Origin of the sequence: Sphingobium sp. MP9-4, from assembly GCF_005281675.1 — a bacterium.
GTDB lineage: Bacteria > Pseudomonadota > Alphaproteobacteria > Sphingomonadales > Sphingomonadaceae > Sphingobium > Sphingobium yanoikuyae.
Genome location: NZ_LUFI01000001.1, coordinates 203,951 through 225,011, shown reverse-complemented (window position 1 = coordinate 225,011; position 21,061 = coordinate 203,951). Strand labels below are relative to the sequence as shown.

The 21,061-nt window shown below is 63.2% G+C and carries 22 protein-coding genes and 1 tRNA gene; 18 read left to right on the top strand and 5 right to left on the bottom strand.

All coding sequences use genetic code 11. The features are described 5' to 3' along the window. Positions 1 to 187 precede the first annotated feature (187 nt). From A0U87_RS01035 to A0U87_RS01020, 4 genes are read left to right on the top strand one after another with little or no spacing between them, the layout of a single operon-like run. Positions 188 to 487, top strand: coding sequence for a hypothetical protein (locus tag A0U87_RS01035; RefSeq protein WP_137405185.1), 300 nt, complete (start codon positions 188 to 190; stop codon positions 485 to 487). Positions 488 to 497: 10 nt separating this feature from the next. Then, positions 498 to 914: a hypothetical protein gene (locus tag A0U87_RS01030; RefSeq protein WP_048937065.1), complete on the top strand. Its 417-nt coding sequence runs from the start codon at positions 498 to 500 to the stop codon at positions 912 to 914. After that, positions 904 to 1,233, top strand: a complete 330-nt coding sequence (locus A0U87_RS01025; protein WP_048937066.1) for a hypothetical protein — start codon at positions 904 to 906, stop codon at positions 1,231 to 1,233. Before A0U87_RS01030 ends, A0U87_RS01025 begins: the two co-directional genes overlap by 11 nt. Before the next feature lie 4 nt (positions 1,234 to 1,237). Next, positions 1,238 to 1,471, top strand: a complete 234-nt coding sequence (locus A0U87_RS01020; protein WP_048937067.1) for a hypothetical protein — start codon at positions 1,238 to 1,240, stop codon at positions 1,469 to 1,471. A 3-nt stretch (positions 1,472 to 1,474) separates the two neighbouring features. Here A0U87_RS01020 and A0U87_RS01015 read toward each other — a convergent pair whose 3' ends face one another. Next, complete coding sequence (locus A0U87_RS01015) at positions 1,475 to 2,137, bottom strand: DUF6602 domain-containing protein (protein ID WP_137405184.1); 663 nt, start codon at positions 2,135 to 2,137, stop codon at positions 1,475 to 1,477. Between the two features lie 17 nt (positions 2,138 to 2,154). After that, positions 2,155 to 2,244 (bottom strand) — tRNA-Ser (locus A0U87_RS01010). A 298-nt stretch (positions 2,245 to 2,542) separates the two neighbouring features. Between A0U87_RS01010 and A0U87_RS01005 the strand changes: the two genes are divergently transcribed. From A0U87_RS01005 to A0U87_RS00960, 10 genes are read left to right on the top strand one after another with little or no spacing between them, the layout of a single operon-like run. After that, the gene (locus A0U87_RS01005; RefSeq protein ID WP_137405183.1) at positions 2,543 to 3,595 is read left to right on the top strand and encodes a lytic murein transglycosylase; all 1,053 of its coding nucleotides are present in this window, start codon (positions 2,543 to 2,545) and stop codon (positions 3,593 to 3,595) included. Continuing rightward, positions 3,579 to 4,550 carry a septal ring lytic transglycosylase RlpA family protein gene (locus A0U87_RS01000; RefSeq protein ID WP_048937069.1) on the top strand — a complete coding sequence of 324 codons (972 nt, stop codon included), beginning with the start codon at positions 3,579 to 3,581 and terminating at the stop codon, positions 4,548 to 4,550. Before A0U87_RS01005 ends, A0U87_RS01000 begins: the two co-directional genes overlap by 17 nt. Before the next feature lie 47 nt (positions 4,551 to 4,597). Next, positions 4,598 to 5,761 (top strand): D-alanyl-D-alanine carboxypeptidase family protein, encoded by a 1,164-nt coding sequence (locus A0U87_RS00995; RefSeq protein WP_048937070.1) that lies wholly within the window; start codon positions 4,598 to 4,600, stop codon positions 5,759 to 5,761. Further along, complete coding sequence (gene tmk / locus A0U87_RS00990; RefSeq protein WP_048937071.1) at positions 5,758 to 6,384, top strand: dTMP kinase; 627 nt, start codon at positions 5,758 to 5,760, stop codon at positions 6,382 to 6,384. The genes A0U87_RS00995 and tmk overlap by 4 nt, the downstream gene beginning before the upstream one ends. Further along, positions 6,381 to 7,352, top strand: a complete 972-nt coding sequence (locus A0U87_RS00985; protein ID WP_048937072.1) for an AAA family ATPase — start codon at positions 6,381 to 6,383, stop codon at positions 7,350 to 7,352. Before tmk ends, A0U87_RS00985 begins: the two co-directional genes overlap by 4 nt. Before the next feature lie 43 nt (positions 7,353 to 7,395). Continuing rightward, positions 7,396 to 8,964: a methionine--tRNA ligase gene (metG, locus tag A0U87_RS00980; protein WP_048937073.1), complete on the top strand. Its 1,569-nt coding sequence runs from the start codon at positions 7,396 to 7,398 to the stop codon at positions 8,962 to 8,964. A gap of 4 nt (positions 8,965 to 8,968) precedes the next feature. Then, entirely contained in the window at positions 8,969 to 9,757 is a 789-nt protein-coding gene (locus tag A0U87_RS00975; protein ID WP_048937074.1) for a TatD family hydrolase, read from the top strand. Then, entirely contained in the window at positions 9,754 to 10,542 is a 789-nt protein-coding gene (locus A0U87_RS00970) for an MBL fold metallo-hydrolase (protein ID WP_048937075.1), read from the top strand. Before A0U87_RS00975 ends, A0U87_RS00970 begins: the two co-directional genes overlap by 4 nt. Then, complete coding sequence (locus tag A0U87_RS00965) at positions 10,542 to 11,201, top strand: TIGR02281 family clan AA aspartic protease (protein WP_137405182.1); 660 nt, start codon at positions 10,542 to 10,544, stop codon at positions 11,199 to 11,201. Before A0U87_RS00970 ends, A0U87_RS00965 begins: the two co-directional genes overlap by 1 nt. Beyond that, a complete protein-coding gene (locus A0U87_RS00960) occupies positions 11,198 to 12,502 on the top strand; it encodes an MFS transporter (protein WP_080993537.1) in 1,305 nt (434 codons plus the stop codon). The genes A0U87_RS00965 and A0U87_RS00960 overlap by 4 nt, the downstream gene beginning before the upstream one ends. A gap of 252 nt (positions 12,503 to 12,754) precedes the next feature. On the opposite strand, the gene A0U87_RS00955 is transcribed toward A0U87_RS00960, so the two are convergent. After that, positions 12,755 to 13,267, bottom strand: coding sequence for a glycine zipper 2TM domain-containing protein (locus tag A0U87_RS00955; protein ID WP_164488868.1), 513 nt, complete (start codon positions 13,265 to 13,267; stop codon positions 12,755 to 12,757). 160 nt (positions 13,268 to 13,427) lie between these two features. Further along, entirely contained in the window at positions 13,428 to 16,160 is a 2,733-nt protein-coding gene (gene secA, locus A0U87_RS00950) for a preprotein translocase subunit SecA (RefSeq protein ID WP_048937078.1), read from the bottom strand. Positions 16,161 to 16,414: 254 nt separating this feature from the next. On the opposite strand from secA, the gene A0U87_RS00945 reads away from it, so the two are divergent. From A0U87_RS00945 to A0U87_RS00930, 4 genes are read left to right on the top strand one after another with little or no spacing between them, the layout of a single operon-like run. Continuing rightward, positions 16,415 to 17,932 (top strand): glycosyltransferase family 39 protein, encoded by a 1,518-nt coding sequence (locus A0U87_RS00945; RefSeq protein WP_234415564.1) that lies wholly within the window; start codon positions 16,415 to 16,417, stop codon positions 17,930 to 17,932. A 51-nt stretch (positions 17,933 to 17,983) separates the two neighbouring features. Further along, positions 17,984 to 19,210, top strand: coding sequence for a bifunctional glutamate N-acetyltransferase/amino-acid acetyltransferase ArgJ (gene argJ / locus A0U87_RS00940; RefSeq protein ID WP_048937080.1), 1,227 nt, complete (start codon positions 17,984 to 17,986; stop codon positions 19,208 to 19,210). Positions 19,211 to 19,222: 12 nt separating this feature from the next. After that, positions 19,223 to 20,020, top strand: coding sequence for an inositol monophosphatase (locus tag A0U87_RS00935; protein WP_048937081.1), 798 nt, complete (start codon positions 19,223 to 19,225; stop codon positions 20,018 to 20,020). Between the two features lie 17 nt (positions 20,021 to 20,037). Then, the gene (locus tag A0U87_RS00930; RefSeq protein ID WP_048937082.1) at positions 20,038 to 20,649 is read left to right on the top strand and encodes a glutathione S-transferase family protein; all 612 of its coding nucleotides are present in this window, start codon (positions 20,038 to 20,040) and stop codon (positions 20,647 to 20,649) included. Positions 20,650 to 20,701: 52 nt separating this feature from the next. Here A0U87_RS00930 and trxA read toward each other — a convergent pair whose 3' ends face one another. After that, a complete protein-coding gene (gene trxA / locus A0U87_RS00925; protein ID WP_257011054.1) occupies positions 20,702 to 21,049 on the bottom strand; it encodes a thioredoxin TrxA in 348 nt (115 codons plus the stop codon). Positions 21,050 to 21,061: the final 12 nt, after the last annotated feature.

Below are 21,061 nucleotides of genomic sequence, written 5' to 3'. Positions count from 1 at the left end.
ACATCGAGATGTTCTACAACCCGGTGCGCAAGCAGATCAGGAACGGGATGCTGTCACCCAACCAGTTCGAACGGCAGCAGATTCTGAAAGCAGAAGGCGTCTAGAAAACTAGGGGCTACTCACACAGTATGTCTATCAGAGCGCGCTGCTCCCGGTTCCCGAAGTAGCGATCACGGCGGCGCTGGGCTTGATGGCGGGGATCTGCGGTAAGGTTTGGGTGATTCCCAAGAGCGGTTTGAATCTTTACATCGTCCTCGTCGCCCGTTCCGGTATTGGCAAGGAAGCGATGCATGATGGCATTTCGGACCTAATTACCGCCGCATTGCCGTTCTGCCCGGTCGCAGGGAACTTTGCTGATTTCACGGAATACGCATCTGGACCCGCCCTGATTAAGGCTTGCGTGCACAACCAATGCTTTGTGAATGTGAGCGGCGAAATTGGCCACAGGTTCAGGGCGATGGCGGCGGCTTCGAAAATCCACTCATAGGGGCACCCTGATGCCGATCATCCGAACCGAACGAAACTACGTCCATGCCCACGCCATTGGCGACGACGATGTGTTCGTGCGTGCGTCGTTCTTTGGATACGACGAGGCGGGCAACCGCGTGCTGCACCACATGCCCTATCGCGGGATAGAGGAGTATCAGGCGGAAGTGGACTGGGCGGTCAGCATGGCGGACCGCATGGCACATCCGCTCTATGTCGTGCCGTTCAGCTATGACGACATGCTCGTGTCAGGGCGCTTTGACCCCCTCTGCAAAGCGGTCGCGCGCATGACCGATCAGGAGCGCGGGCAGATGCGGCGGGGCATCATCAAGAGCATGATCGAAGTGCTCCGCGACTGCGACGACTGGCGCGTGCGCGCCGATGCCTATGACATTCTGGTCCAACTGAAGGTGACATATGAAAGCTGACATACCGTTGGCGGAGCGCCGCCGTATTGAACGCGAGCAGCAGGCGGAGATTCGCGCCATGCTGGCACCGCGTCACTTTGCTACCATGCGGGAGCAGATGGCGATTGATGCGGTGATGCAACGCTTGGAATGCGAAGCCCTCATTGAAGCCGCGCCTGCCATCTATGCAGCGATGGGGCGCAAGGCTGTTCCCGCTGCACCAGCGCCGGAACCTGTGGTCATGCTCGAACCCACTCCACCGCCTGCATCCGTGCCGGTGGTGCGCTCTGGCGCGCCCGACATGCCGTTTGATCTGCGTTTCCACCTCGGATTGAAATAACCACATGGCAGGCATCCGCGCCCTTCAACGCCGCATCAAGCGGATAGAGGAAGCGGAGAAGCCGAAGCCGTCGCCCTTCACGGTCATGTTTGGCTCGTTCGATGCTTGGGTCGAGCATGAGGTGCTGCCTGGCATTGAGAGCGGAGCGCTGGACCGGCGGGACATGGTGGCGGTCGTCGCTGCCCTCCGCAATTGGGAGCATGACGGGACATGGAGCGCCGTTCAGGTAATGCGCTAAAAATTACTTCGCATAGTCAAGAGGGCTAGTTGACGCGCTTTGAAGCGAGTTGGTCACAAAATGGAGATCAATAATTAAGCCCCATAGTGCCCAGGGTCCAGTTGCAACAAGACCGCTCTTCGAAGCATATAGGCCGGCATCAATCACCAATGCCCCAAATATATCTGGGCAATTGTTCAGATTTGATTGAAGCGGTGGCATTGTCTTCCAGCCAGTATAACCGACGGCAAACATGGGAATTTGAGGCTGCGGCCCAGCACCAAAACTCATAGTCGCACCAAACGATCTCTTGAGAGGTGCAAGAGCCTTGGCGGTATTAACGGCGTCGTTCCATTGGTTGGATAGGTTCGATTTTACTTCAATCACTGCCGCAGCAGATTCTGCAAGGTAAAGACGACTTTGTCCGGCTCCTACCATCGGCAGGGAAGGCGCAAATGGATATTCAACGACTACATCCAGTTGTCCGCTTTTGGCTCCAGCAGCATCAGTCGCATCACCTGTTCCGAACCGATAGATGGGGGGAAGCACCTTGCTTAGAAACTCATCAACAAACGCGGCCCGCTCTTGCCCAATCGTCGCTGACGATAATCCTACGCTGCTCTGATGCACGCCATTTAGAATGGATTGCAAACCTGTGAGGCGTTGCAGAACATGTTGATTTGGCATTCGTCCCCCATTGCAACTGGCGGAAGAGGTGGGATTCGAACCCACGGACGGGTTGCCCCGTCGCCGGTTTTCAAGACCGGTTCCTTAAACCACTCGGACACTCTTCCTTGCGTTTTTAGGGTTGGCAACTTACGACAGGCTTACGGGTGAAATTTCCCGGCAAACCTGAACCATGCTAACCCCTTGTAACCACACTCCTAATTCCGCACACGGGTCGCAAGCTCCAGTAGCTTTCAAGACCGCTGCCTTAAACCACTCGGCCACACTTCCGTTGCGACGCTTCCTAGCGAAGCGGGCGAACAAGCCAAGGGCAAAAATGACAATATTGAAGGGAATGGTCGTCCATTCGCGACTTCGTATCGGATAGGGGTTTCGCCGGTCGCCCTGGCTGTGCCACAAAAGGTCATGGCAGATTCTCGGTTCAATTCGCTGGCCATTGCGCTGATGATGGGTTTTTCGACGGTTGTGGCAGGATTGGCTGCGCCACAGGTCGCGATCGCGCAGGATGATGGGGACTTTCGCGCCTATCTGGAATCCCTGCGCCCCAAGGCACGCGCCATGGGCATTCGCGACGCGACGCTGGACGCTGTCTTCCCGACCCTGACGATCAACCCGCGCGTCGTGGCGCTGGATCAGAGCCAGCCGGGCGGCGGCGCCTATTCGCCCATTCCCAATTTCGAGCCCTATCGGGTCAAGCATGTCGATGCCGCGCGGATCAGTCGCGGACGCGCGGTCTATTACGCCAATCGCGCACGGCTGGCCCGGATCGAGGCGGAAACCGGCGTGCCCGAGGAAATCATGGTCGCCATTTTCGGCCACGAAACCAATTATGGCTCCTATACCGGCGATTTCGACCTGATCCGGTCGCTGGCCACGCTCGCGCATGAAGGGCGCCGACGCACCTTGTTCGAGCCGGAATTGCTGGCGACGCTCAAGATGCTGAACGATGGCGTGCCGCGCAGCCGGCTGGTCGGCAGCTGGGCCGGGGCGACCGGCTATCCGCAATTCCTGCCCTCGGTCTATCTCAAGCTCGCCAAGGATGGCGACGGCGATGGCCGGGCGGACATCTGGACCAGCCAGGCGGATGCGCTGGCCTCGATCGCCAATTATTTCGTTGCGGCCGGATGGCGGCGGGGCCAGCCCTGGGGCGTAGCGGTCAGCGTGCCGACCAGCTTCAACCGCGCCTCGGTGGCGGCGCGCACGACGGCGCCGCGCTGCCCGCGGGTCTTCAACCGCCACAGCCGCTGGCTGAGCATGGCCGAGTGGCGCAAGCTGGGCCTGTTCCCGGCCAGCGGCATCTGGCCAGCGGACACTGTCATGGCGACCCTCCTGGAGCCGGATGGGCCGGGCAAGACCGCCTATCTGCTGACCAGCAATTATCGCGCGATCCTCGACTATAATTGCTCCAATTTCTACGCTCTTTCCGTGGGGTTGCTGGCCGATGCGGTCAAGCAATAGGAACTGGCTCACGCTGGGCGGCGCGGCGTCTCTGCTGGCCTCCTGCGGCGGCGAGCAGGCCGTTGCGCCGCCGGCCCCGCGCCCCGCGACACCTGTAACGGCGCCAGCGGTTGCGGACGAACCGGTCAAGATCGGCGAACCCTATAGCGTGGGCGGCAAGACCTATGTCCCGGCCGATCCGGTCAATTATGACGAGGTCGGCTATGCCAGCTGGTATGGCGAGGAGGCGATTGGCAAGCCGACGGCCAATGGCGAGGATTTCGTGCCGTCGGCGATCAGCGGCGCGCACAAGACCTTGCCCCTGCCAAGCTATGTCGAGGTGACGGCATTGGATAGCGGTCGCACCATCCTGGTCCGGCTCAACGATCGCGGCCCGTTCAGCGACGACAAGCTCATCGACCTGTCGCGCGGCGCGGCCGAGCAACTGGGCATTACCGGTGATGGCGCCGCGGCCGTTCGCGTCCGCCGGGTCAATCCGCCCGAGCAGGAAAAGGCGCTGCTGCGCGCCCATCAACGCGCGCCCGAGCGGATCGAGACGCCGCAACCCCTGCTGAAGGTGCTACGCGGGCGCCTGGCGCAAGTGCCGGCAAGCCAGCCGGTGCAGGTTCAGACCGCGCGTCCCGTCGTTCAGGCCATCCCTGCCGCGGGCAACTCCAGCCGTCCCGGCGTATCCTTCGATGCGCCCGCGTCGCCCACTCCCAGGTCGGCCCCGAAGACCACAGCGCCGACAAAACCGGTGTCCGGCGGCTATGTCGTTCAGGTTGCAGCGCTTTCTTCCCAAAGCCGGGCCGAGGCGCTGGCCAGGCAGATCGGCGCGCACGCCGTGGCGGCCGGTCCGGTCTGGCGGGTGCGCTATGGTCCTTATCCCTCGCAGGAGGCGGCGCAGGCCGGCGTGAAGGCGGCGGCAGCGAAGGGCTTTGCGAATGTCCGTGTCATGGCTAATGACGCGCGCTAATCATAGCGATGCGTCCAGCGAATCTATCCAGTCGAAGGCTTGAGTTCATGAAGAAAACCGTTGCCGCCACTCTCTTCGTCGGTCTGCTGGCCCAGCCGCTGGTTGCCGCGGCCCCGCCCTATACGAGCGAGGCGCCGATCGCCTATCTCAAGGATCTTTCCTCGGGCGCCGTCCTCTATGACAAGGGCGGCGAAACCCGGATGCCGCCGGCCTCGATGGCCAAGATGATGACGGCGCATGTCGCCTTCCGCCTGATCCAGAAGGGTGAACTCAAGCTCGACACCAAATTCACGGTCCGTCCGGAAACCTGGCAGCAATGGCACGGCCCCAAGGCCGGATCGACCATGTTCCTGTCGGTGGGCGAGCAGGTGTCGGTTGAAAATCTGCTGCACGGCATCGTCACCCTGTCGGGCAATGACGCCTGCGTCGTGCTGGCTGAGGGCATTGCCGGCACCGAGCAGGCGTTCGTCGCACTGATGAACGAGGAGGCCAAGCGCATGGGCCTCAAGAACAGCCATTTCGGCACCAGCAACGGCTGGCCTGACGAGGGCGTGACCTATGTCACCGCCGAAGATCTGGCCAAGCTTGCCGAAGCCACGATCGTAGAGACGCCGGATCTCTACAAGAAATTCTACGCCACCCGCTCCTTCACCTGGGGCAAGACCATGGGCGGCTCCGACATTGCGCAGGCCAATCGCAATCCGATCCTGGGCAAGATCGCGGGCGCCGATGGCCTCAAGACCGGCCACACCGAGGAAGCCGGCTTCGGCTTCACCGGTTCGGCCGAACAGGATGGCCGCCGCCTGGTGATGGTGGTTGCGGGCCTGACCAGCTTCAACGGCCGTATCGCCGAATCCGTCCGCTTCATGGACTGGGGCTTCCGCGCCTGGAAGGCGCAGCCGCTGTTCAAGAAGGGGCAGACGGTCGAGACCGCCGCGGTTCAGTTGGGCAGCGCATCGACTGTGTCGCTGGTCGCGCCGCAGAATATGGCCGTCACCATGCCGCGCACCGCGTCGGCCAATGTGAAGGTGAAGGTCGTCTATACTGGCCCGATCAAGGCGCCGATTGCCAAGGGCCAGCAGATCGCCCAGCTCATTGTCCAGACCCCGGATACGCCGCCCCAGGTGCTGCCGCTGGTCGCTGGTGAAGATGTCGCGGAAGCGGGCATTTTCGGTCGTTTGTGGAATGGTCTGAAGTCCTTCTTCGGGTGATCACAGGCCGTTTCATCACGCTCGAAGGCGGCGAGGGCGCCGGCAAGTCGACCCAGATTCGTGCGCTGGCGGCGGCTCTGCGCGCGCGCGGGCTGGAGGTTGTCGAGACCCGCGAGCCGGGCGGCAGCGAGGGGGCGGAAGCGATCCGTGCCATGCTGCTGACTGGCGGTGCGGACCGCTGGAATGCCCGCGCCGAAGCTCTGCTGTTCGCCGCCGCGCGCGCCGACCATATCGAGAAGACGATCCGCCCGGCGCTGACCCGTGGCGCCTGGGTGCTGTCCGATCGGTTCCTCGACAGCAGCCGTGCCTATCAGGGACAGGGCGAACTTAGCGATGCCGACATATTGGCGCTGCACCAGATCGGCAGCGCCGGCTTCCTGCCCGACCGCACCCTGTTTCTGACCCTCCCCGAAACGGAAGCGGAAGCGCGCGCCCATGCCCGTGACGGCGACGTGTCGGACCGGATCGGCGGTCGCGACCGCAGCTTCCACCGTGCCGTGGCCGATGCGTTCGTCCGCTTTGCCGCCGATGAGCCGGCACGGGTCCGCGCGATCGACGCTTCCGGCGCGGCGGAGGGGGTCACTGCCCGACTGCTCGCGGCACTGGACGACCTGCTGTCATGACGTCACTGGTCGGGCATGACGCCGAGGCGCAGACCCTACTTGCGGCGGCAAGCAGCGGGCGCATGCATCATGGCTGGATCTTGAGCGGCCCGCGGGGCATCGGCAAGGCCAGCTTCGCCCGCGCCATGGCGATGCGCCTGCTGGCGGATGCGGCCGGCCCGAAGATAGAGGGTGAGGGGCTCGCTGTTCCCGAAAGCCACCCAATCCGCCGCCTGATCGAGGCGAGCGCGCATCCCGACTATGCCGAACTGGCGCCGCTGGAGAAAGATGGGGTTACCGCGCGCAACATCAGCGTCGATCAGGTGCGCGGCCTGCAGCGGCTGATCCAGTCGGCGCCCTCGCTCTCCTCCCGTCGCATCGTCGTGATCGACAGCGCCGATGATCTGGAGCGCGGCGCCGCCAACGCCCTGCTCAAGACGTTGGAAGAGCCGCCGGCGGACATGATCTTCCTGCTGGTCAGCCATGCGCCCGGCCGGCTGCTGCCCACCATCCGCTCGCGCTGCCGCACGATGCGCTTTGATCCGCTGCCGGACGGTGCCATGGCGACGGTGCTCCGGCGCGAGGATGAAAGCCTGTCCGGGCCGGAACTTGACGCGCTGCTGCGCGCGGGGGAGGGCTCGCCCGGTCGCGCGCTGCGCTATGCGGGCCTCGATCTTGCGGGCCTCGAAAAATCGCTGCTCGCGATCGCTGCCGACGGTGATCCCGGCAATCGGGAGCGCTTGCGCCTGGCCAAGGCGTTGGCGGGCAAGGCGGCCAAGCCGCGTTACGAAGCCTTTCTGGAGCGCGCGCCCGCCTTCATCGCCCAGGCCGCCCGGACTCGCCATGGCCCGGCACTCGGCAGCGCGCTCGATCATTGGGAAGCGGCCCGCCATCTGGCGGGTGGCGCGGTGATCCTGTCGCTTGACCCGGCCTCGGTCGTTTTCGAGCTGGGCGGCCATGTCGCGGCACTGGCTGAGGCGGCGACCTGAAAAGCGGCTTTGCGGCGACGCGAACAGCCGCTAGGGAGGCTGCATGTCGCAGCCTTACACCATCACCACCGCCATCTCCTATCCCAACGGCCGTCCGCATATCGGCCATGCCTATGAGGTGATCGCCACCGACGCGATCGCCCGGTTCCAGCGGATGATGGGCCGCGATGTCTTCTTCCAGACCGGAACCGACGAACATGGGCTGAAAATGGCCCAGACGGCGCGCAACCGTGGGATCGAGCCACGCGAACTGGCCGATGAGATGTCATCCTATTTCAAGCAGATGAACGATAGTCTGAATATCAGCTATGATCGTTTCATCCGCACCAGCGAACCGGATCATCACCGCGCCAGCCAGGCGATCTGGCAGGCGATGGAGGCCAATGGCGACCTGTATCTGGGCCGTTACGAGGGCTGGTATTCGGTCCGCGACGAAGCTTTCTATGATGAGAAGGAAATCACCGAGGGCGAAGGCGGCGTCAAGCTGTCGCCGCAGGGAACGCCGGTCGAATGGACCGTCGAGGAAAGCTGGTTCTTCCGCCTGTCCAAATATCAGGACAAGCTGCTCGACCTCTATAACAGCCAGCCCGATTTCATCCGCCCGGAAAGCCGGCGCAACGAAATCCTGCGCTTCGTCGAGGGCGGCCTGTCCGATCTCAGCATCTCGCGCACCAGCTTCGACTGGGGTGTCCAGGTGCCCGGCGCCGACGGCCATGTCATGTATGTCTGGGTCGATGCGCTGACCAACTATATCACCGGCTGCGGCTATCCTGACGATGCCGAGCGGATGGCGCGCTATTGGGCGAAGGGTGGCGATATCACCCATATCATCGGCAAGGATATCGTGCGTTTTCATACGGTGTACTGGCCGGCTTTCCTGATGAGCGCGAAGCTGCCGCTGCCTAAGCAGGTGTTCGGCCATGGCTTCCTGCTGAACCGGGGCGAGAAGATGTCCAAGTCGGTCGGCAATGTCGCCGACCCCATGGAGTTGGCCGAACGCTTCGGCGTCGACCAGCTGCGCTATTTCCTGCTGTCCGAAGTGACCTTTGGCAATGATGGCAGCTATAGCGCGGAAGCGATCGTCCAGCGTTCCAACAGCGACCTTGGCAATGCGTTCGGCAATCTCGCCCAGCGCACGCTGAGCTTCATCGCCAAAAATCTTGAAGGCCGCCTGCCGGCATTCAATGGCCATGACGCCGCCGATACGGAGCTGTTCGCGCTGATCGACAAGGTCGTGCGCGGTGATTTGCCCGCCGCCATGGCCGATCTGGCGCCGTCGGTGGCGATTGATGCCTGGTTGCGCGCCGCCTTTGCCTGTAACCAATATATCGACGTGCAGGCACCCTGGTCGCTGCGCAAGACCGATCCCGAGCGGATGGAGACAGTGCTGGCGACGCTCTATATCGCCATCGCCCAATTGGCGGTCGCGATCCAGCCGGTGATCCCGGCGAGCGCCACGGCCTTGCTCGACCATATGGGCGTGCCGGCGGACAAGCGCAGCTATGGCGCGATCGGCGATCATTGGTATAGCGACCTGGCCGAAAGCGATTTCGTGCTGGCCGCGCCCAAGCCGCTCTTCCCGCGCCTAGAACTGACCGAAGCGGACGCCTGAACCCATGTTGATCGACAGCCATTGTCACCTCAATTACAAGGGGTTGATCGAGGATCAGCAGAATGTGCTGGAACGCGCCCGCGCACGCGGCGTCGACCTGATGCTCAACATCGCCACCCGCGAGAGCGAGTGGGACGATGTGCTGGGCACGGCGGTGCGCGAGGCGGATGTGTGGGCGACCGTGGGCATTCATCCGCATGAGGCGGACGAGCATCCCCATGTCGACACCGCCAAGCTGGTCGAGCGCGCGGCCCATCCGCGCGTCGTTGGCATCGGCGAAACGGGCCTCGATTATTATTACGACCATAGCGATCGCGAGCGGCAGCAGAAGAGCTTCCGCAGCCATATCGCCGCCTGCCGCGAGACCGGCCTGCCGCTGATCGTCCATACCCGCGAAGCGGAAGAGGATACGCTGGCGATCATGCGGGACGAAATGGGGAAGGGGGCCTATAGCGGCGTCATCCACTGTTTCACCGCCAGCGGTGCCTTCGCCGACGCGGCGATGGACCTTGGCTTCTGCATCAGCATTTCGGGCATCGTGACCTTCAAGAGCGCGAAGGATCTGCAGGAAACGGCGGCGCGCCTGCCGCTCGACCGGCTGCTGGTGGAAACGGACTCGCCCTTCCTCGCCCCGGTGCCCCATCGCGGCAAGCCGTGCGAACCGGCCTTCGTTGCCGACACGGCCCGCTTCCTTGCCGATCTGCGCGGTGAGAGCATCGAGGATCTGGCGGCGGCCACATCGGCCAATTTCCTGCGTCTATTCGCCAAGATTGAGGGCCGGCCGCAGGCATGAGCCTCAAGCTGACCATCCTTGGCAGCGGCACCTCCTCCGGCGTTCCCCGGATCGGCAATGATTGGGGCGCCTGCGACCCCAAGGAACCCAGGAACCGCCGCACCCGCGTCTCGATCCTGGTGGAGAGCGCGACGACACGGATATTGGTCGATACCTCGCCCGACATGCGGGCGCAGTTGCTGGCGGCCGACGTGATCGACATCGATGCGATCCTGTGGACCCATGACCATGCCGATCACAGCCATGGCATCGACGATGTTCGCCAGTTGTTCCATCATCGCGGCAGCCCGATCCCCGGCTATGCCCGTGCCCAGACGATGCGCCTGCTCCAGGCCCGCTTTGCCTATGCCTTTGCGGGGAGGGGGGGCTATCCGCCGATCATCGTCCCGCATGATCTGCCCGATGGGCTGCGGATCGGCGATATCGACATTGCCTGCACCGACATGCCCCATGGCGACATTTATTCGACTGGATTTCGCTTCAGTCATGATGATAGTCATGTCGGATATGCCACGGATTTTCATGAAATAACGCCGGATATGCTGGCGCTCTTCGACGATCTCGACATCTGGGTGGTCGATGCGCTGCGCGCCCGGCCGCATCCCACCCATGCCCATCTGGAGATGACATTGGCAGGGATCATGGCAACCCGGCCCTGGCGCGCGATCCTCACCCATATGGACCAGAGCATGGATTATGCCACCCTGTGCGCCACGCTCCCCAAAGGGGTGGAGCCGGGCTATGACGGGCTGGTCATCGACCTCAACGACGGAGCACCCCACTGATGGACGGCACGGATCAGGCGATGTCCAGCATCTGGTATCTGCTCGCCCTGGTCCTGGTTGGCTCTGCGCTCATTGGCCGTCGCATCGCGCTGGGCAGCTTCGTGCGGATGGCGCTGCTCTGGGTGCTGATCTTCGGCGCCCTGCTCGGCCTCTTCACCTTCGCCCAGAAGGCGGGGCTGATGCCGGCACGGTTCGCGGCGGAGGATGGGGCCTTGCTCCAGCCGCAGAACAGTGCCGGGTCCATATCACAGCCCGCGCCGCCGCCGGCCCCACCGCCGATCCAGTCCGATGGTCAGGTGGTGCGCATTCCGGTCGCGCCGGACGGCCATTATTGGGTGGAGGGCATGGTCAACGGCATGTCCGCGCGCTTCCTGATCGACAGTGGCGCGACCATCACCGCCCTTTCGGAAAATACCGCCCGCGCCACTGGCCTCAATATCGACATGAATGCGCCCCCGATCCCGCTCAACACCGCCAATGGCAAGATCGACGCGCGCCGCGCCAGCATCTCGACGCTGACGGTCGGGCCGCTGCGCGCCAATGATGTCGAGGTCGTCGTCTCGCCGGCGCTGGGCGACGTCAATGTCATCGGCATGAACATGCTGTCCCGTCTCAAGAGCTGGAGCGTTGAAAATGGTGAAATGGTGCTGACGCCATGATGTCACATGAGGGGCAGGGGGCGGCACCCGACAAACGCGCCCGGCTCAAGGCGATCATCGGCGGTTCCACCGGCAATCTGGTCGAATGGTATGACTGGTATGCCTATGCCGCTTTCACCCTCTACTTCGCCCCGCATTTCTTCCCGAGCGAGGATCGCACCGCCCAGTTGCTGAGCGCGGCCGGCATTTTTGCCGTGGGCTTCCTGATGCGACCGATCGGCGCCTGGCTGATGGGCGTCTATGCCGATCGGCATGGCCGCAAGAGTGGCCTGACCCTGTCGGTCTCGCTGATGTGTGCCGGATCGCTGCTGATCGCGGTGACGCCGGGCTATGAGGTGATCGGCGTCGGCGCGCCGCTGTTGCTCGTTCTTGCCCGGCTGATGCAGGGCCTGTCGATTGGTGGTGAATATGGTGCCAGCGCGACCTATCTCACCGAAATGGCCGGCAAGGACCGGCGCGGATTCTATTCCAGCTTCCAATATGTGACGCTGATTGCCGGGCAGTTGGTGGCGATCTGCGTGCTGCTGCTGCTCCAGTCGATCCTGACCGAGGCAGAGCTTGACGCCTGGGGCTGGCGCATTCCCTTCGCCATTGGCGGGGCGCTGGCGGTGATCGTCTTCTGGCTGCGGCGCGGCCTCGCCGAAACGCAAAGCTATCAAGTGGCGCAAGCCGAAGGCGCACCCAAGTCCGGTTTCATCGAACTCATCACCAATCATCCGCGCGAAACGCTGACGGTGATGCTGCTGACCGCCGGCGGCACGATCGCCTTCTATGCCTATTCCATCTACATGCAGAAATTCCTCGTCAACACGGCCGGTTTTGGTCGTGAAACAGCGTCGGAAATCAATGGGATAACATTGTTTATTTTCATGCTGTTGCAACCGTTGGCTGGTGCCTTGTCTGACCGGATCGGGCGCAAGCCGCTGATGATCGGCTTCGGTATCATGGGCGTGCTCTGCACCTATCCGATCTTCGCCACGCTGGCGGTAACGCGCGATCCGCTGGTCGCCGGACTGCTGGTGATGGCGGGCCTGGTGATCGTCACCGGCTATACGTCGATCAACGCGGTGGTGAAGGCCGAACTGTTTCCGGCACATATTCGTGCGCTCGGCGTAGCGCTGCCTTATGCGCTGGCCAACACCTTGTTCGGCGGCACGGCCGAGTTCGTCGCGCTCTGGTTCAAACAGTCCGGGAGGGAATCCGCTTTCTATATTTATGTGAGCATCATGATCGCGATCTCGCTGACGGTCTATGTCCGCATGCGCGACACCAAAGCCCATAGCCGCATCCTGGAGGATTGAGATGGATGAGGAGGAAGACCTCCCATCCGTCCAACCCGTGATTTAACATAATATATATTATCGAACTTAAATCTGCGAAGTGAGGGATCACTAATCGAAGCGTCTCAAGCCGCTTGAGCCCCATCAGCGGAGCGCCGCGCCGCGCCGCGCCGACATCACAGGCGTTCAATAAATGGCCTCCCGTCACCGGCCCCGCCCGCGAAAAGTGCCGCCGATCACGCGATCGGCGGCACTCCGCATTCTGGTGATCGATCATTCGCAATAGACGTTGCCGCGGTCGATCTCGCGGCCCAGCGCGCCGCCGACGCCTGCGCCCAGGATCGTGCTCAGCACGCCGGAATCGCCGTCACCCAGCGCATTGCCCAGGAGGCCGCCGACGGCGGCGCCCACGATCAGGCCGGTCGAGCCATCATTACGGCGGCAATAATAGCGCCCATTACCACCGCGATAGACCCGCGTGTTCCGATCGATGCGATAGCGATCGCGCGACGAACCGGGGCGATAATGCTGGTCGGGATAAAATTTTCCGCCGTGGGAGGCGGAATGCGACGGTCTGCCCGCTGACGGCGGACGCCCATTATTGTGCGACGGCTTGCCGTGCGATGCCCCATGGCCAGGTCCGCCATCATGGCCCGACGGCCGATTACCCGGACCATTGCCATTATTGTGCGAAGGCTTGTTCTGTCCGTGGCCGGGGGGCTGGGCGGTTACCGCCATCGGGGCGGCCATCACAGCCAAGGCCAGCACCATCGCAAATTTCCTCATGCCCTTCTCCTTCCGCCGGAACATCCGGTCCGCATCGCATAGGCGCAATGCGCAACGGCCTGTCAGCGCAAGAGTTCCGCCTTTTCATTGCAGGATCAAAACAAAAAAAGGGCGCTGCCATCGGCAACGCCCTTCCCTGTTTTTCGCCTGTGGTCGCGCCTCAGCTTAGCGCACCATGGCAATGCTTGTATTTCTGACCCGAACCGCAGGGGCAAAGCGCGTTGCGGCTGATGTCGAGATTGGCGAACTCGCCCGGCGCGACATTGTCCACCGGTGCGCGCGGAATGGTGGTGGTGATGCCCGCCAGCTGGCTGCCATCGATATCTGCGCTATTATCCTCGCCCGAGAAGGGGTCGATATGCGTGGTGATGAAGTCCGGCAGCACCGGCAGGTCGAACTGCGGCTGCGGCGCTTCCATACGGAACTGCACCCGCGCGATCGAGCTGGTCACGTCCTCGCGAATATTCTCCAGCATGCGCTCGAACAGGGCGAAGGCTTCCTGCTTATATTCGTTGATCGGCGTCTTCTGCGCATAGGCGCGCAGATGCACCACCTGGCGCAGCGCGTCGAGCGTCGAGAGATGCTCCTTCCAGTGATGGTCGAGGCTCTGGAGCATGATGCTCTTCTCGATCATGTGCCAGTCGGCCGCTTCGACTTCCTGCGTCTTCTCGGCAATGGCCGCGTCGGCCAGACCGGCAAGCCGCTCCTCGATCATTTCCGGATCGACGGCGTCTTCAGCCAGCCAGGCGTCGAAATCAGGCTCCAGACCCAGCACTTCGGCGGTGCGCAGCTTCAGCCGCTCCATATCCCATTGTTCGGGATAGGTGCCCGGCGGGCAGGATGCACCGACCAGGTCGTTGACCGTCTCATGGCGCATGTCGGTAACGACATCGTCCACCGTTTCGGCGTCCATGATGTCGCTGCGCTGCTCGTAGATCACCTTGCGCTGGTCGTTCATGACATCGTCATATTCGACGACCTGCTTGCGGATGTCGTAGTTGCGCGCCTCGACCTTGCGCTGGGCGGTCTCGATCGCCTTGCTCAGCCACTTGGACGGGGGCAGCGCCTCGCCATCCTCCAGGTTGGAGCGGATCATCTTGGCGAACATCGTGTCCGGGCCGAAGATGCGCATCAGGTCATCGTCGAGGCTGAGGTAGAAGCGCGACAGGCCGGGATCGCCCTGACGGCCCGAACGGCCGCGCAGCTGATTGTCGATACGACGGCTTTCGTGCCGCTCGGTCGCCAGCACGAACAGGCCGCCGGCGGCTAGCACTTCCTGCTTCTCCGCTTCGATCTCGACCTCGATACGGGCGATCGCCGCCTCGCGCTCGGGGCCTTCCGGCATATCACGCAGTTCGTCCTCGACCCGCATCTCCAGATTGCCGCCCAGCTTGATGTCGGTGCCGCGGCCAGCCATGTTGGTGGCGATCGTCACCGCGCCCTTGCGGCCTGCCTGGGCAACGATATGGGCTTCACTCTCGTGGAAGCGCGCGTTCAGGACCGCATGCTTGACGCCTTCCTGATTGAGGAATTCCGACAGCATTTCCGACTTTTCGATCGACACGGTGCCGACCAGCACCGGCTGACCCTTTTCGGCATGTTCCTTGATGGTGCGCGCGATGCCCCGGAACTTGTCTTCCAGATTCTTGTAGAACGTATCTTCCTCGTCGACGCGCTGCACCGGCCGGTTGGTCGGGATGGTGACGACGTTCATCTTGTAGATTTCGTAGAATTCGGTCGCTTCGGTCGACGCGGTGCCGGTCATGCCCGAAATCTTGGGGTACATGCGGAAATAATTCTGGAAGGTGATCGATGCGAGCGTCTGGTTTTCCGGCTCGATCTGGACGCCTTCCTTGGCTTCCACTGCCTGGTGCAGGCCATCCGACCAGCGACGACCATCCATCATGCGACCGGTGAATTCGTCGATGATGACAACCTTGCCGTCCTTGACGATATAGTCGATGTCGCGGCGGAACATCACCACCGCGCGCAGCGCCTGGTTGACGTGATGAACGACCTGGGTGTTCTCGAAATCGTAGAGATTATTGCCCTGGAGCAGGCCGGCGGCCTCCAGCAGGCGCTCGATCTTCTCGGTGCCGTCTTCGGTCAGCGTGATCGTGCGCTGCTTCTCGTCCTTCTCATAATCCTCCTCGACCAGCTGCTTCACGATCGCGTCGACCGCGACATACAGCTCCGACTTGTCGTCGGTCGGACCGGAAATGATCAGCGGCGTGCGCGCCTCGTCGATCAGGATCGAATCGACTTCATCGACGATCGCATGGTTGAACGGGCGCTGGACCATCGCACCGCGATCGAACTTCATGTTATCGCGCAGATAATCGAAGCCGAGTTCATTGTTGGTCGCATAGGTGATGTCGGCATTATAGGCCTCGCGGCGCTGGTCTTCCGACAGGTTGGGCACGATCACACCGGTGGTGAGGCCCAGGAAGCGATAGACCTGACCCATCCATTCGCAGTCACGGCTGGCCAGATAGTCGTTCACGGTGACGACATGGACGCCCTTGCCCTCAAGCGCGTTCAGATAGGTGGCGAGCGTCGCCACCAGCGTCTTGCCCTCACCGGTGCGCATTTCGGCGATCTCGCCGCGATGCAGGACGATGCCGCCGATCATCTGGACGTCGAAGTGACGCATGCCGAGCACGCGGACCGACGCTTCGCGGACGGTCGCAAAGGCTTCGGGCAGCAGGCCGTCCAACGTTTCGCCATTGGCCAGGCGCTCGCGGAAGCGCGCCGTCTGGTTCACCAGTTCCTCATCGCTCATCGCCTGGATCGTCGGTTCAAAGGCGGCGATCTGGTCGATGACCTTGCCCAGCGATTTCACATAACGTTCGTTGGACGATCCGAAGATAGACTTGGCGAGTGCGCCGAACATGCAAATTCCTGACAATGAGGGGGCCATGGGTCCAACGGACACATGGGCAGATGTGCGCCGCGATTTAGGCACGGCACAGCCGATAGTCAATCAATGCGACGGACTGTCGCACGGCTGTAACGGCTTTGCCCGATGCGGTTTTGCCGTAGCCGCGCCGTCCTGCCGTCGTGCAGGCGCGACGCGCCGCCGAAAATATTTTGCGTTTGGGCGCACGCCGCCGCAAGAGCGCCACGACAACAAGGGTCGCAAACAGGGTGTATCGTTCCATTTCCATGGCGCCGTCGCGCCGATTGCGCCTGCCTCTGGCGGCGCTGCTGGTCAGCGCATTGATCGGCTGGTTCCTGATCGCCGCGATTGCGGCGCCCTTCGATCATGACGAAAGCCAATATGTCGCCGGTGCCTATTTCAGCGGGCATGCGGTCATGTTTCGCGATTTTCTTTATCTTCAGCCGCCGCTGCACGCCTGGGGGCTGGCACCGCTGAGCCTGATCGCATCGGGCCATATGGTACTGGCGATGCGCCTTGCCACCGCCGTCATGGCGCTCGCGACGCTTGCGCTCATCTGGGCGGCCCAGCGTGCGGCAGGCATATCGCGCTCCAGCGCTACCCTGGCCATGCCACTGATGGCGGCAACAGCCGCGTTCCAGTTCAGCGGCTCCGTGGTCCGCAACGATATGCTGGCAACCCTGCTGGCCTCCGCCGCAATGCTGCTGACCTTGCTTGGCCTGCGTCATCGCTCGGACCGCCACTGGCTTGGGGCCGGCATCCTCTATGGCCTTGCGATCGCGACAAAGCTCAATTTCGCTCCGCTCGGCGCGACCGTGGGCCTGTTCGTCATCGCCAGCGGCTGCCGGCCGGCTATTCGCGCGACCCTGTGCCTGTCGCTCGGCGCGCTGCTGGGCATGGCGCCCATGGCCATCGCCTGGGCATCGGGGCCAGACGGCTTTCTCTACGGCGTCCTGACCTATGGCATGACCGCGCCCCACGCCTGGTATGCCGCCAACGGCGCCGCGCAGGAGCTGGCGACGGCCGAAAAGCTGCGCGACCTTCTCAAATATCTCTGGAAGGGCCCTGCCCTTGTCGCCTTGCTGCTGCTCATCGCCAACTGGATCGCGACCCGTGGCCGCATGCGCTCATCCGGGCGCCGGCTGGCGATATGGATGACCGCCGGCGCCCTGATCGGCGCCGCGCTGCCGACCCCGACGCAATTGCAATATCTGATGCCGTTGCTGCCGCCGCTTGCCCTCGCCCTCGGCTATCTGTTCGACGATGCCCGTCACTGGCGGCCGCTGCGGCGCAAGGCGATGCTGGCGCTGCTCTGCCTGGCAGCGATCCCCGGTCTCATTCCCTCGATCCGGGATCTGGTAACGGCCGCCCGTGCCGGATCGCCGCTGCTGGCCGTGCAGGCCAATGCCGATTGGCTGGGCAGGACGGTGCGCGCCGCGGGCGGCGCCGATATCCTCACCCTCTCCCCGCATCTCGCAATCGACAGCGGCCTGGCGCTCGATCCGCGCCTTGCAACCGGCCCGTTCGTCTATCGCACCGGCTGGACGCTCCGCCCCGAGCAGGCGCGCCGGCTCCATGCGCTGACGCCTGCCACCCTGCCAGGCTTGGATCGCGCCATGCCGGCGGCGATCCTTACCGGCTATGAACATGGCACACGGAAATTGCCGCTGCGGCCCGACGACAGCCTGGACAATTATGCCCGTGGCCATGGCTATCGCATGGTCCCGATGCCCGATGGCGTCGGGCGCCTCTATCTGCGGGACTAGCGCCCGATCGAGCCATTGACGCAAAGGGGGATTTCGCTCATGCCGCGCCCCATGACCGACCGTTCCCCCCTCGCCCCCGCCGCCTTCCCCGCCCTTCCCGCCATTGCTGGCGTGACGTTGCGTGTCGCCAAGGCGCGATACAAGAATTGGGACCGGTGCGACCTTACCTATGTCGAGCTGGATGCGGGCACGGCGGTCGCAGGCGTGACGACGCAGAGCAAATGCCCCTCGCCTGAGGTCGAATGGTGCCGCGACGCCATCCCGATGGGCCAGGCGCGCGCCGTCGTCGTCAATGCCGGCAACGCCAACGCCTTTACCGGCCATCGTGGCCGCGCGGCGGTAGAAGCGATCGCCGCCAAGGTCGCTAATCACTTGTCGTGCCAGCCGTCCGATATCTTCGTCTCTTCGACCGGCGTCATCGGCGTGCCGCTGCCCATAGACAAGGCCGAGGCGGGTCTGGAAGCAGCCTTCACTACCGCGCCCTGCGGCTGGGAGGATGCGGCGAACACGATCGGCACCACCGACACCTATGCCAAGGGCGCCCATGTCTCGGCGATGATCGGCGACACCCGCGTCGACCTGGTCGGCATCATCAAGGGGTCGGGCATGATCGCGCCCGACATGGCGACGATGCTGGGCTATATCTTTACCGACGCCGCGATCGATCCGGCACTGCTGCAACAGATGCTCTCGGCCGCCAACAAGCGGACCTTTTCCTGCATCACCGTCGACAGCGACACCTCGACCAGCGACACGGTGCTGGCCTTCGCCACCGGCAAGGCCGGCAATGCGCCGCTCGCATCGATGGACGATGCCGGTGCGGATGCCTTTGCTGCGGCGCTGTCCGACCTGTGCCGCCAACTCGCCCATCTGGTCGTGCGCGACGGCGAAGGTGCCAGCAAGTTCATCGAGATCACAGTCGAGGGTGCGGAGAGCGATGCCAGCGCCCACCGCATTGCCCTCTCCATCGCCAACTCCCCGTTGGTGAAGACCGCGATCGCCGGCGAGGACGCCAATTGGGGCCGCGTCGTCATGGCCGTCGGCAAGGCGGGCGAACCGGCCGAGCGCGACAAGCTCGCCATCCGTTTCGGCGCGACCCAGGTGGCGGCCGGCGGCCTGGCGCTCGACGGCTATGACGAGGCGCCGGTTGCTGCCCATCTCAAGGGGCAGGATATCGTCATCGGCGTCGATATCGGCCTGGGCGAAGGCCGCGCCACGGTGTGGACCTGCGACCTGACCCACGGCTATATTTCGATCAACGCGGACTATCGCAGCTAAGGGGACCGGCGCATGATGGTGGAACTGCATGATCCCGTCGTCGCGCTGATGCGGCAGGTCGGGCGCGACATCGTCATGCCCCGCTACCAGAATCTGGCGGCGGAAGAGATTAGCGAGAAGGCGGCGAACGACTTCGTCACCATCGCCGACAAGGAAAGCGAGATCCGGCTGGCCGAAGGACTGGCCTCGATCCTGCCCGAAGCCGGGGTCATCGGCGAGGAAGCCTGCGCCGCAGACCCGTCGATCCTCGACCGCGCCGGCGACGGCCTCAACTGGATTATCGACCCGATCGACGGCACGGGCAATTTCGCATCGGGCAAGCCGCCCTTCGGCATCATGATTGCGCTGGCCGACAATGGCGCCACTTTGGCCGGCTGGATCCTCGATCCGCTGACCGGACGGTTGTGTCATGCGACCCTGGGCGGCGGCAGCCATGTCGATGGCGAACGGATAATGGCGAAGGAAAGTAGCGGCGATCTGCCGATTGCTGCCATTTCCACCATCTTCATGGAGGCGGAGGAACGGGCCGAGATGGAGCGCAAGTCGCAGGCCATTTTCACCATGGTGGACATTCCCCGCTGCGCCGCCGAGCAATATCCCCGGCTGGTGCTGGGGCAGAATGACGTGTCGATCTTCGCGCGCGTCCTGCCGTGGGATCATGCGGCCGGCACCCTATTCGTCAATGAGGCGGGGGGCTGCTGCCAACGGCTCGACGGCAGCACCTATCGGGTCGGTGAACAGCGTCGGGGCCTGATGGGCGCATCCTCCCCGCGCCTGTGGGATCTGGCGGCCAAAACCTATTACGCCTGACCGAAGGAAGACCGAACATGCTGACGATCTGGGGCCGCCTCAATTCGCATAATGTGAAGAAGGTCGCCTGGTTCGCGCAGGAAATCGGCCTGCCCTTCGTCCGCCATGATGTCGGCATGGAACATGGCATGTCCGACGCCTATCTGGCGATGAACCCCAATCGCCTGATCCCGACGATCGAGGATGGCGATGTCATACTGTGGGAGTCCAACGCGATCCTGCGCTATCTCGCCCATCGCTACGCGCCGGAGGAGATCTATCCCACCGACCCGGCGCTGCGGGCGCAGGGCGACAAATGGATGGACTGGCAATTCAGCTTTGCCGACGCCCAGCGCGACGCCTTCATCCAGTTGGTGCGACGCCAAGATGGACAGCGAAATTTACAGGTCATCGAGAAGTCGGCGCAGGCGTCGGGCGCGGCGATGGCGATCCTCGACCGGGCGCTGGCCGATCAAGCATGGCTTTCGGGTGTCAATTTCGGTGTCGCGGATGTGCCAATGGGCGTCTACGCCCACACCTATTTCACGCTCGACATGCCGCGGCCCGACCTGCCGCATCTGCGCGCCTGGTATGATCGGCTGCGCGAAAAGCCGGCCTATGCCGAACTGGTAATGATCCCGCTCAGCTAATAAAAAGGGACGGCAGCCCGGCTGCCGTCCCTTTTTTAGATTTACCAGCGACTTAGAGGACGCTTTCGATCCAGCCCTTGAGCGCGCTCTTGGGCGCGGCGCCGACCTTGGTCGCGGCGACTTCGCCATTCTTGAACAGGATCATCGTCGGGATGCCGCGCACGCCATACTGGCCCGGCGCATCGGGATTTTCGTCGATATTGATCTTGGCGATCGTGACCTTGTCGGCCAGCTCCTCGCTAATCTCTTCCAGAGCCGGGCCGATCATCTTGCACGGGCCACACCATTCGGCCCAGAAGTCGACAAGCACGGGCTTGTCGGCGTCGATTACGTCCTGCTTGAAGCTGACATCGGTAACTGCCTTGGTGGCCATAACTGCAAACTCCTTAAGTTGGTCGATATCTAGGATGGC